The following is an 11,956-nucleotide window of genomic DNA, read 5'->3' as shown; positions in this document are numbered from 1 at the left end:
TCCTTTATTCAGTTTGCGGGGGAAGAGGGAGCGGCGAGGCCAGCTTTCCCAGCGCCAAAAAAGACCGCTGCTCTCTGGCGGCGGCCTTTTTGGCAAGGGGGGTGAGGGGCGCTTGGCCAATTGGGGAGTACGTTGTTTACGAGAACACCGGCGTCTGCCGGGTGGAGAAGGTGGGCCCGCCGGTCGGCATCCCCGTGTCCGACAAGGAGCGGCTCTACTACGAGCTCTCCCCTGTGCGGGGCACGGGCACCATCTTCATCCCGGTGGATGCCGGGGCCTTCATGCGGCCCATCATCACCCGGGAGGAGGGGCTGGCCCTGTTGGCAAAACTGCCCCAACTGCGGGCGGAACCCTGTGCCGACCGGGACCAGCGCACCCTGGCCGAGCACTATCACAGCTTCTTCGAGTCCCACGACTGCGAGGATCTGGCGCGGCTGATCTACTCCATCCGCTCCAAGAGCGAGGAGACCCTCTCCCAGGGCAAAAAGCCGGGCAAGGTGGACTTACAGTACCAAAAGCGGGCGGAAGAACTGCTCTGCGAAGAGCTGGCCACCGCCCTCGGCACCACCTTTGAGGAGATCGAGACCGCCATCCAGGACGAGTTTGAGGGCGTCCCCAGCGGGGATGCCGCCCAGTAAAAAATAGACGGGAAGTCAAAAGAGAGGAGAGCGGACGCCGCCCTATATGGGTGCGTCCGCTCTCCTCTTTTGCTCTCTGCTCCCCCACCGCCGCCGGCAGGGGCGATCCCGCCCGGTTTCGGCCCCAGGGTGGAGCCGGTCCGCCCCGCGCGCAGCCCCACCGGGAAGCGAACACCGGCCACCCCCAGATGTCGGTTGGGGGCCGTGCGGCCACACGGGGAGAGACCTCTGTCCCCGCCCTCTCGCAGGCGATGGCAGGCCGCCCCCGGTCCCCCCTCGCAGAAACCCCTCCGCCAAAACAAAGCCGCCCCCGGCCAGGGCAACAACGCCACAAAAAAGGGTGCGGCAGCGGCCCAATGGCCCCTGCCGCACCCATCCCGGCGCTTAAAAATACTCGATGGTGACCCGCTTGCCGGTCTTGCGGAGTTCCTCCGCCAGCTCGCCGATCAGGCTGAATTTCAGCCCCAGGGAGACGGGCATCCCCGGGTTCTGGTGCGCCTCGTTGAGGGCCTGCCCCACCAGAAAGTGCACCTCGGTGGACTCCTCCATCAGCACCCTCGTCAGCTTGGTGGCGCCGTCTTTTTTCTTGTAGTTGATCAGCTCGTGCTCCCCCCCGGTCTCGTTGAGTTCGCGGATGTTCTCCAGCGCCTTGCGCAGGGTGAGCACCCCCTCGGTCACCAGGTCGACCCCGGGGAGGAGGGCGGTGGGCGGCAGGGCCGGGTTGTCGTAGTCCAGCAGCACCTTCAGCTCCCGCCCGGTGACCCGGCTGACGATCTGCGAGGTGGTGCCGCCGCAGACCACCTTCAGCCCCTTGGAGTACATCAGCCGGTTGACCACCGTGGCGTCCAGCTCCTTCTTGGCGGGGGGGCCCACCATCACGGTGACCGCCCGCCCCTCCCGAAAGCGGATGGCGCAGACGGTGGAGTCGTCCCCCGGCTTGTTCATGTACAGGGTGTTGACGGTGGAGACCATCTTCTTGGCCATCACCCGGGGGGAGATGTCCTTCTCCATGGCCTCCTCGGCGTACTTGACGATGTTGTCGTACTGCCAGCCCAGGTCCAGCAGGGAGCCGACCCCGGCGTGGACCACCCCGTCGGAAAACATCACCAGCATGTCGTCCACCTGGGCCTGGAAGGAGGAGGTGTAGATGATCTTCCCGTCGATCTCCACCACCTCCCGCTCCAGCTCCATCAGCTTGCCGTCGCGAAAGTAGATGATGAGGGGGTTGTCGAACTCGGCGGTGTAGATCCAGCCGTCGGGCTTGACCTTGACGATGGTGAAGGTGGAGTAGGCCAGCCCCCGCTCAGAGCACTTGGGCAGGGTGGAGGCGATGGTCTCGACGCACTCGGTGAGCTTGGCCCCCTCGGCCATCATGGTGGCGATGATCTTGCTGGTGAGGGTGGAGAGGATGTTGGCCTTGACCCCGCTGCCCAACCCGTCGGCCAGCACGGCATAGAAGCCGCCCCCCTGGTCGCGGATGAACTCCACCTTGTCGCCGCACAGCTCCTCGCCGTAGTGGTTGATGCTCTCATAGGCGGCGTCGGCAAAGAATTTCATAGGGCACCGTCCTCCCCCTGTTCCATGCTCTTTTTCAGGCTGGTGAGGGCCACCTTGGTCTCGGCGGTGGTCTCTCCCAGCAGGGAGGCGATCTCCTGGGCCACCCGCATCTGCTTGTCAATGACCTTCTGGGCGGTGTCCACGGTGTGCATCCGCAGGGCCTCCAGCTTTTTCTTGTTCTCGTTCTCGGCGGTCATGTCCTTCATAAAGACGATGAACATCCGGTTCTCGCGGATGTAGATCACCGTCTCCTCCACGCTGACGCCCTCACCCACCACCACCTCGTTCTTCATGGCCGGGCGGCCGCTCTCTCTGGCGCGGTCAAAGGTGTCGTCGCCGAAAAACTCGGGGATGATCTGGCCGACGGCGCTCTCCCGGCGCAGCCCCATCATCTCCTCGGCGGCGGGGTTCAGGTCCAGCACCTCCAGCTCCTCGGTGAGGGCGATGGTGCCGTTGGGGGAGTGCTGAATGACGGTGGAGGAGATGTTCTCCGCCTTCTCCCGCAGGTAGGGCAGGCACATGTTGACGTCGGCCTTCCCCCGGTAGACGGCAATGGCCTTGTCCCGGCAGGTCTCGTAGCCGCAGCCGCCGCAGTTGAGCTCCTGCTCGGGGCTGGTCTTACCGATCTGGGCGAGGATGGCGCGGATCTCCTCCTCGGTGGGGATGGGCTCGGCCTTGGGGGCCCCCCGGAAGAGCCGCAGGTGATCCAGCTCACAGGCGGCCGAGGGGGCGGGCCGGGCATCCCGGGGCTTGGGCTGGTCGTCGATCTCCATCCGCCCGCGGAAGCTGGAGATGCCCTCCCGGCGCATCACCGGGCCGCCCAGGCAGGCCCCGGCGCACATGTTGGCCTCGATGAAGAGGCCGGTGGGGTGCTCGCTCTCCAGCCAGGAGAAGAGCTCCATGCAGTTTTCCACCCCGTCGACGCAGACCTTGCGGTAGTGGCCGTAGCTCTCCGGCTCGATGCTCTTGAGGATGCCGCTGGGCTTGGGGTAGAGGCGGCTGACCGGGTGGGCGGTGCCCACCGCCTCCCCGTCGCTCTCCTCCTGGGGGGCCCCCTCGATGAGGGCGCGCAGGGCGTTGAAGCTCAGGGCGTAGTCCACGTCCCCCCCGGCCAGGGGGTCCATGGCCTCCTCCTTCTTGGCCAGGCAGGGGCCGATGAAGATCACGTGGATGTTCTGGCCGTATTTCTCCTTCATCATCTTGGCGTGGGCCATCATGGGGGAGTAGACCGGGGCCAGCCACTGGGCGATGGACGGGTAGTGGCGCTCGACCATCATCACCACCGAGGGGCAGGCCGTGGCGATGATGTTCTCCATCTCGCCGGCGGCCATCAGCTGGGCGTAGGCGCGGGAGGTCTCGTAGGCGCCCACGGCGGTCTCCTCCACCCCGGCAAAGCCCACGGCCTTGAGGGCGGCCGAGAGCTGCTCAAAGGTGCGGTCGGTGAAGTAGCTCTTGTAAGAGGGGGCCAGGGTCACGTAGACCGGATCGGGCCCCTTCAGCAGCTCCAGCACCTTGGGCCGGTGGTCGGTGGTGAAGCGGGCGTTTTGCGGGCAGACGTCCACGCAGGTGCCGCAGAGGACGCACTCGTCCTCGATGATTTGCACCTTCCCGCCCGAAAAGGAGATGGCCTTGATGGGGCAGTGCCGGATGCACTTGTAGCAGTTTTGGCAGTTTCCCTCGTTGAGTTTGATGATGCTGCTCACCGTTTCATTCCTCCTCTACCTTGGGCAGTACGTACTGGTAAAAAATGTCGCTGGCGTTGGCAAACCCCACATGGGAGATGGGCTCGTCGTCCACCTGCATGGAGATGCCGTCCAAACAGCGCCCCATGCAAAACGAGGCCTTGAGGGCCACCTTGTCCTCCAACCCCCGCTCTTTGATGATTTCCTGAAAGGTCTTGATGACCTGGTAGGAGCCCTTCATGTGGCAGGAACTGCCCACACAGACTGTCACTGTAACCATCGTCTCTCTGCGCCTCCTCGCGTCAAAATGCCGGCCCCGCCGCCCCGCCGGGCAGGGGGGGAGGGCATGGCTTCTCTATTTTATCCATTATACACGATTGCGCAGGGCGGGAAAAGGCCGCGTTCCTGCCAAAATCGGGTGGAAAAACTGTCGATAAATGCTATTGAAATGGCGGTATGGCCAGTGTATAATAGATTAGATTGTTAATTCGGTATCAAACAGCCCAACCGCAAACCAAATAAGAGCAGGAGTGAACAAAGGTGAAAACGATGAAATCCATCCGTGTGGTCGTCTGCGTTTGCACCCAGTGCATCATGAATGGCGCCATGGACATCATTGAGTCGGTGGAGAGCCTGAAAAAGCTCAAGTACGAGATGCGCCACGGGGTAAAGATCGAGGTGGAGACCCAGGTCTGCCACACCGAGCACGACCACAGCCAGGTCTGTCCGGTGGTCTTTGTGGACGGCCAGCAGATCGAAAAGGCCACCAACGAAGAGGTCATGACACGCATTTTATCGATTGTGAGGAAGTGATTGCAACGTGAGAGGAGTTTACACACCCGTCACCAAAATTCGCCGCCAGATCTTTACCGAGATCGCCCGGCTCGCCTTTGAGGGGTGGAGCCATGAAAAGGTGGAGGAGCTGCCCTACAAGATCATCTCGGGCGAGATCCCCCAATACCGCGACAGCGTCTTCAAAGAGCGGGCCATCGTCGGCGAGCGGCTGCGGCTGGCCATGGGCCTGCCCCTGCGCGACATCAACGACAACGCCCCCATCTCCAAGGGCCTCAGCGACGACATGCTCATCAACCAGGCCTACGAGCTGCCGCTGATCAACGTCATCCCCTTCGCCTGCAACGCCTGCCCCGAGACCTCCTACATGGTCACCGACAACTGCCGCCACTGCCTGGCCCACCCCTGCGTGTCGGTCTGCCCGGTGTCGGCCATCCAGTTCACCGCCGAGGGGACGGTCATCGACCAGGACAAGTGCCTCAAGTGCGGCCGTTGCAAAGAGGTCTGCCCCTACAGCGCCATCGTCAAGTACGACCGCCCCTGCGCCGCCGCCTGCGGGGTAAAGGCCATCGGCAGCGACCACCTGGGCCGCGCCAAGATCGACTACGACAAGTGCGTGGCCTGCGGCCAGTGCATCGTCTCCTGCCCCTTCGGCGCCATCACCGACAAGTCCCAGCTCTTCCAGCTGGCCACCGCCCTCAAAGAGGGGGTGCCGGTGGTGGCCGAGGTGGCCCCCTCCTTCGTGGGCCAGTTCGGTCCGGCCGCCACCCCCGACAAGGTGAAGGCCGCCCTCAAACTCATCGGCTTTGCCGACGTGGTGGAGGTGGGCTGGGGCGCCGACCGGGGCACCGTAGAAGAGGTGCACCACTACGCCAAGCACGTGGCCACCGGGGAGGCCCGCTTCCTGGCTACCTCCTGCTGCCCGGCCTGGTCGGTCATGGCCAAAAACGAGTTCCCCGAGATCTCCCAGTACCTGTCCCAGGCCTACACCCCCATGGTGGAGACCGCCCGCCACGTCAAAAAGACCCACCCGGACCACAAGGTGGCCTTCATCGGCCCCTGCTCCGCCAAAAAGCTGGAGGCCATGCGCCGCACCATCCGCAGCGACGTGGACTACGTCATCACCTTTGAAGAGCTGATGGGGATGTTCGCCGCCAAGGACGTGGACTTCGGCGAGATCGAGGGCGAGCCCTTCGCCGACGCCGCCCCCGAGGGGCGGGGCTATGCCGTCTCCGGCGGGGTCGCCGGGGCCATCGCCAACGGGGTGCACAAACTCTACCCCGAGGTGGAGGTCAAGATGGACCGGGCCGAGGGCCTGGCCAACTGCAAAAAGATGCTGGCCATCGCCAAGGCAGGCAAGCGCGAGGGCTACCTGATGGAGGGGATGGCCTGTGTCGGCGGCTGTGTCGCCGGCCCCGGCACCCTGCAGCCCATCAACAAGGCCACCGCCGCCGTCAACAAGTTCAAGGCCGAGTCCCCCATCGACCTCTTTGAAGGGGAAGGGGAAGAGGACCAGTAGACCCCATCCGGGCAAACGCCCGCCAGCAAGATAGGACCCACTAGAGAGCCGGTTTCCGGGCAGCGCCCGGACCGGCTCTCTTTTTTGCGCCCCTTTCCCCTTTCTCTTTTGCTTCTCCCCTCTCCCTCGCCCCTGTCCTTCGCCCCCGTTCCCAAGCGCCCCAAACCCGCCCTTCCCGGCCCCCTCCTCGCCCTGCCAAGCCGGCAACCCCCGCCTGCCGCCGGTATTTTTGGCAGGGCCGGCGCTCCCCTCTCCCGCCCCTTCTGCGCCCGGCACACCCTCCCCTCGCCGTCCCTCTCCAGGGGTGCAGCGCCGCCCTCTCCCCTCAAATCCCTCCTCCTTCTCGCTCCCTGGCCGGGGCGAAGAAGTCTCCCCTCCCCGCCGCCCTCCCGCCAAGGGAAGCGCCGCCGTCCTCTTCCCTCAAGCCGCCGACCTCTCTCACCCGCCGTCCTCCCCCACCCTCCCAAAGCGGCAAACCGCCCGTCTTTTCCGTCAAATCGCGCAAGAATAACTGTAATGTTTGTCTATTTCTTAGGGCAATTGTCCTTCCCCCGGAGGGGGGGAAGCGCCTATACTTGGGGTAAACAGGAGGGGAAACCCCTCCACAACAGTGACAGGAGGAAGGTTCTATGGACAAGCGGAAAGTCATTCTCGACGTGGACACCGGCGCGGACGACGCGGTGGCCATCATGCTGGCCCTGTTGGCACCCGAGCTGGAGGTCATCGGCATCTGCTCGGTCAACGGCAACCGGGAGGTCCGCCTCACCACCGACAACACCCTGCGGGTGCTCGACCTGCTGGGCCGGGGCGAGGTGCCGGTCTACCGGGGCTGCGAGTACCCCATGGTCTCCACCCTCAAACCGGGGCGGAAGCCCAACATCCCCTGGCGGGAGGGGATGATGACCGGCGTCGAGGCCCTGGTGCACGGCGACCACCTGGAGATCCCCGAGACCGACCTCAAGGAGCAGGAGGAGTGCGCGGTCAGCTATCTGGTGCACGCCCTGAAAAACACCGAGGAGAAGATCACCCTCATCCCCGTCGGCCCCCTGACCAACATCGGCATGGCCCTGCGGGTGGCGCCGGAGATCGCCGAGAACATCGAGGAGATCATGATCATGGGCGGGGGCTTCCTCACCAACAACTCCTCCGCCGTGTCCGAGTACAACGTCTGGGTCGACCCCGAGGCGGCCGAGATCGTGATGCAGTCGGGCTGCAAGATCACCTGGGTGCCCCTGGACGCCACCCACGAGTGCTACCTCACCACCGAGGACGCCGCCGAGATCCGCAAGCTGGGCACCAAGACCGCCGACGCGGTGGCCGCCATCATCGAAAAGCGCACCAGGGGCTACTCCAACGACGTGGACATGAAGGAGTACTCCGGCGCGCCGGTGCACGATGCCCTGGCCGTCTGCGCCCTGCTGGACCCCACCGTCCTCACCGAGGTGGAGGAGGTCAATTGCCACGTGGACATCGCCGCCGGGTACGCCGACGGTCAGACCTGCCTGGACCGGCGGATGCGCACCAACAAGGAGGCGCCCAACTGCCGCTTCGCCATGCACGCCGACCGGGAGAAGTTCCGCTCCATGGTCATCGACATCTTAAAGCTGGCCGACCGCTAGACGCCGGGCCGAACGAGATAAAGGAGGAGACAACACCATGCCCAGAAAAGTGATTTTAGATGTGGACACCGGCACCGACGACGCCGTCGCCATCATCACCGCCCTGCTGGCCCCCGAGCTGGAGGTCATCGGCATCTGCTCGGTCAACGGCAACAGAGAGGTCAAACTCACCACCGACAACACCCTGCGGGTCAAGGCCCTCATGGGCTCCGACGTGCCGGTCTACCGGGGCTGCGAGTACCCCATGGTGGCCACCCTCACCCCCGGCCGCAAGCCCGGCATCCCCCACCGGGAAGGGGAGATGACCGGGGTGCGCTCCCTGGTCCACGGCGACCACCTGCCCCTGCCCGAGACCGACTTGAAGGAGGAGCCGGAGCCCGCCGTCACCTGGCTCATCGACACCCTGCTGCACGCCGAGGAGAAGATCACCCTCATCCCCGTCGGCCCCCTGACCAACATCGGCATGGCCATCCGCGCCGACCCCCGCATCGTCGAGCACATCGAGGAGATCATGATCATGGGCGGCGGCTACCTGGTCAACAACACCACCCCCATGGCCGAGTACAACGTCTGGGTCGACCCCGAATCGCTGGAGGTGGTGCTCCAGTCCGGCTGCAAGGTGACCCTGGTCCCCCTGGACGCCACCCACGAGTGCTACCTCACGGTGGAGGACGCCGCCGACCTGCGCGCCCTGGGCAACAAAGCAGCCGACGCGGTGGCCACCCTCATCGAACAGCGGACCAAGGGCTACTCGATGGACGCCGACATGAAGGCCTACCAGGGCGCCCCCATCCACGATGCCCTGGCCGTCTGCGCCCTGCTGGACCCCACTGTCCTCACCGACGTCCGCCCGGTCTGCTGCCACGTGGACATCTCCGGCGGGTACGCCGACGGCCAGACCTGCCTGGACCTGCGGGCCCGCATCGACAAGGAGGAGCCCAACTGCTTCTTCGCCTTCCACGCCGACCGGGACAAATTCGCCGCCATGCTCAAAAACATCCTGGCAAGGGGCTGACCCCCTTCCCATCCCCCTTTCAAAATGCGAGAGATCCGGGAACGCCGAAGGCGTTCCCGGATCTCTTTTCTTCTGCGGCCCCGTCTCCCCACCTGGGGACAGGCGGCTCGGTTCTCTCCCTCCAGCGCCGCGTTTACAGCCCTTCCAAAACGTGGTAGAATTGTAAAAAGCCTACCCCGTCCCCGCACCAGGAAGGAGTTCCAATGAAAGACAAATCGACACGGCTGTGCAGCCTCGCCCTCGCCCTGGTCCTCAGCCTCTCGCCCATGGGGACCGTTTCCACCTGGGCCCAGGGCGAGACCTCCGGGGAGATGACCCTGCTGGACATCAGCCGGGGCCCCGTCTCCATCGACACCGACCACATCAGTGGCTACAGCGAAGACGGTGCCCTCATCACCCAGACAAACCCCAACGGCTACCACGTCGTGAGCCGGTGGCAGTCCCACACCGACAACAAAATCACCGTGGAGGCCGGGGTGCACACCACCCTGGTGGCCGACAACCTCTCCATCCACATCACCGACACCGACAGCGAACACCCCTCCCCCCTGTTTGTCCGCCCCGGGGCGTCGCTCACCCTGATTTTGGAGGGGGAAAATGAATTTTGGGGAGCCGCTTACAACGCCGCCATCGGGGTGCCCCAGGCAGCCGACGGCACCATGGCCGAGCTGGTCATCCAGGGCACCGGCTCCGCCCTCTGCCGGACCGGCAAGCGGGGGGCCGGCATTGGCGGCGGGCAGCGCTGCGGCTACACCGAAGGGGCCGGCGTCATCACCATCAACAGCGGCACCATTCAGGCGACCGGCGGAGACTATGGCGGTGGCATCGGCAACGCGGAGTACACCGGCCCCCGCCCCTGCCAGATCACCATCAACGGCGGCAACGTCACCGCCGTCTCCAGCAGTCAGTCCAGCGGCATTGGCGGCGGACGCCCCAAATGGGGGGCCGCGGCGGCGGACATCACCATCAATGGGGGCATCGTTCACGCCCAAAGCCCGGACACGGCCATCCGCGGCAGCTCCCTGCAAATGGGCGGCGGCAACGTCGTCGCCATCTCCTCGAGCGGCGTGGGGAATTGGCAATCCCTCTCCCCCGCCCCCACCGGTGCCGGGGGCGGGTCGGTCCGCCTCGCCTCGGTGCAGCTCGACCCCCTGGATGCCGGCAAGGAGCTGCGCATCACCTGCGGGGGCCGCAGCTATACGGCCCGCAGCGATCAAAGCGGCCGGGTAAACGCCATCCTCTTCGACGGGGAGGGGGACGAGGTGGAGATCGCCAGCCCGTCGGGCAACACCTATTCCGTTGACCTCACCGCTCTCATCTCCCCCAGCGAAATCGTCCAAACACCCTACCAATACCCCCTCCTCACCGTCACCCCCGACGCGGGGCAGCGCTTTTCATACGGGGATGAAATCGTCCCCTCCTTCACCGTCTACCAGGCGGATGGCACCCCTCTCGACCAAGGCGGATCCCTCTTTTCCGGCAACCTGAGCTGCGAGCGTCCCCTTTCCTACCCGCCGGTCAGCGTCTCCATCACCGCCGGGGACCTGCGCCTCGTCTCCCCTTCCCACTGCTTCACTGTCGCCCAGGGAGAAACGCTGCAGATCGACCGGCGGCGCATCCAGGTCACGGCCTCAGACCTGCAGGTCTACGAGGGCCAGTATAACTGCTACAACTACCCCTTTTCCTTTCAGCTCACAGGGGGCAGTCTGGCCCCCGGGGACAAGCTGGAAACCGCCTTTTCTGCCCGGGCCGCGCTGTATGAGGGGCAGAGCGCCTATCCCCAAGGGACCCATCCAAACATACCCCTCTCCTTTTCCAGCGGCTGGTACGACGTCTCCCTCGCGGGGGCGGGTCCCACCCTCACCGTCTTGAAAAACGAATGCCTCTTTGTGCCGGGGGACACCCTCTCCTTCGGCGCCGACGCCGACGGCAATTCCCTGCGCTGGACGGTGGCCGGCGTCGACGACGGCGCCGCCTATCTCTGCTCAGAGAGGGTCTACGAAGACCTCCCCTTCGCGCAGGCGCAGGACTGCCGCCGACGCGTATATCAGTACATTGCAGACCAATTCCCCAGCCTGTACGATCCGAGCTTTATCTTTCAGTGGGATATTTTGAGCAGCGAGATCGCAACAGTCCTCTTTCCCGCCGGACTGCCGCAGGCCAAAGCCACCGACGCCCAGGGCAATCCCGCCCGCTACTGGATGTTCTGTGAGGGTACACCCCCCTACGCCGACCTCGCCTGTTATGTGGACGAGAGCGGGGTGCTGCAAACGGCCGCCAGCGACCAGCAGACCGCCGGCGTCCGGCTCTTTCTGGCCATCGATCTCACCACCCACACCGTCCCCCTCCTCTCCCCGGCAGCGGGGCTCACCCCCTCCACCACCTACGGCGACATTGCCGCGGGCGCCCCGGTGGCGCAGGTGACCGACGGGGCGGTGATGGGCGACCACCAAACCAAGGCCTACACCCTCTCAGACCGGTCCACCCAGGCCGAGCGCTTCACCCTGCAAAGCGACGGCTCGATCGTCGCCAACGAGCGGCTCCCCGCAGGCAGCTACACCCTGTATGTGGAGGCGGAGGACGAGGGGACCGGCTACCGCTCCGAAGGGCGGCTGACCTTCACCGTCAACCCCAAACCGCTGACCATCACCCCCGCGCCCGACATCGCCATCCCCGCCGGGCAGCCGCTGCCAACCATCCCCTACACCTGTGAGGCGGGCGGGCTGCTGCCCGGCGACGCCCTCACCGGTCAGCTCGCCGTCAGCGGGGAGCTGACCCCGGGAGCCCACCCCATCGCCCTGGGCACCCTCAGCGCCGGGCCCAACTATCGCCTGGTGCTGGCGGGGGAGGCGCAGCTCACCGTCCTCGCCCCCCCAGAGGAGTCGCCGGAGGAGGAGACCCCTCCCGAACTCCCGCCAGGGCCCACCCCCGAACCCCTGCCTCCGGCAACGGGAAGCCCCGCCGAAGCGGGCCTCTGGGCGCCGGTCGCCCTGCTGGCCGCAGCGGTGGGCGTCTCTGTCAAAACCCGCCGCAAAACCCGCTAGCCCGTCAAAAGGGGCGCGCCGTCAGCTGTTTTCAGCCTGACAGCGCGCCCCTTTTTTTCGCCCGTATCGAACGTTGTCCGGGCCCTGCGC

At 65.4% G+C, this 11,956-nt stretch carries 9 protein-coding genes; 6 read left to right on the top strand and 3 right to left on the bottom strand.

Features of this window, described 5'->3' with window-relative positions; all coding sequences use genetic code 11:
• Nucleotides 1-638 (top strand): CarD family transcriptional regulator (locus BN3266_RS03520; protein ID WP_242861708.1); only part of this gene is annotated, 638 nt, incomplete at its 5' end.
• A 384-nt stretch (nucleotides 639-1,022) separates the two neighbouring features.
• On the opposite strand, the gene BN3266_RS03515 is transcribed toward BN3266_RS03520, so the two are convergent.
• From BN3266_RS03515 to BN3266_RS03505, 3 genes are read right to left on the bottom strand one after another with little or no spacing between them, the layout of a single operon-like run.
• On the bottom strand, nucleotides 1,023-2,195 hold the full coding sequence (locus tag BN3266_RS03515; RefSeq protein ID WP_021658153.1) for a SpoIIE family protein phosphatase: 1,173 nt from the start codon (nucleotides 2,193-2,195) through the stop codon (nucleotides 1,023-1,025).
• Nucleotides 2,192-3,898 (bottom strand): [Fe-Fe] hydrogenase large subunit C-terminal domain-containing protein, encoded by a 1,707-nt coding sequence (locus BN3266_RS03510; protein ID WP_059003798.1) that lies wholly within the window; start codon nucleotides 3,896-3,898, stop codon nucleotides 2,192-2,194. Before BN3266_RS03510 ends, BN3266_RS03515 begins: the two co-directional genes overlap by 4 nt.
• Before the next feature lie 4 nt (nucleotides 3,899-3,902).
• On the bottom strand, nucleotides 3,903-4,157 hold the full coding sequence (locus tag BN3266_RS03505) for a (2Fe-2S) ferredoxin domain-containing protein (protein WP_044991830.1): 255 nt from the start codon (nucleotides 4,155-4,157) through the stop codon (nucleotides 3,903-3,905).
• A gap of 260 nt (nucleotides 4,158-4,417) precedes the next feature.
• On the opposite strand from BN3266_RS03505, the gene BN3266_RS03500 reads away from it, so the two are divergent.
• From BN3266_RS03500 to BN3266_RS03480, 5 genes are all read left to right on the top strand, one after another.
• The gene (locus BN3266_RS03500; RefSeq protein WP_143161616.1) at nucleotides 4,418-4,690 is read left to right on the top strand and encodes a hypothetical protein; all 273 of its coding nucleotides are present in this window, start codon (nucleotides 4,418-4,420) and stop codon (nucleotides 4,688-4,690) included.
• 7 nt (nucleotides 4,691-4,697) lie between these two features.
• The gene (locus BN3266_RS03495) at nucleotides 4,698-6,188 is read left to right on the top strand and encodes a 4Fe-4S dicluster domain-containing protein (protein WP_021658148.1); all 1,491 of its coding nucleotides are present in this window, start codon (nucleotides 4,698-4,700) and stop codon (nucleotides 6,186-6,188) included.
• A 629-nt stretch (nucleotides 6,189-6,817) separates the two neighbouring features.
• Nucleotides 6,818-7,807: a nucleoside hydrolase gene (locus BN3266_RS03490; RefSeq protein WP_059003796.1), complete on the top strand. Its 990-nt coding sequence runs from the start codon at nucleotides 6,818-6,820 to the stop codon at nucleotides 7,805-7,807.
• A 37-nt stretch (nucleotides 7,808-7,844) separates the two neighbouring features.
• A complete protein-coding gene (locus BN3266_RS03485) occupies nucleotides 7,845-8,822 on the top strand; it encodes a nucleoside hydrolase (protein WP_059003794.1) in 978 nt (325 codons plus the stop codon).
• 203 nt (nucleotides 8,823-9,025) lie between these two features.
• Complete coding sequence (locus BN3266_RS03480; protein ID WP_059003792.1) at nucleotides 9,026-11,866, top strand: hypothetical protein; 2,841 nt, start codon at nucleotides 9,026-9,028, stop codon at nucleotides 11,864-11,866.
• Nucleotides 11,867-11,956: the final 90 nt, after the last annotated feature.

Origin of the sequence: Bittarella massiliensis (ex Durand et al. 2017), assembly GCF_001486165.1 — a bacterium.
GTDB lineage: Bacteria > Bacillota > Clostridia > Oscillospirales > Ruminococcaceae > Bittarella > Bittarella massiliensis.
Note: the sequence above shows the minus strand (reverse complement) of the source record. Positions and strands in the feature narration are given on the sequence as shown.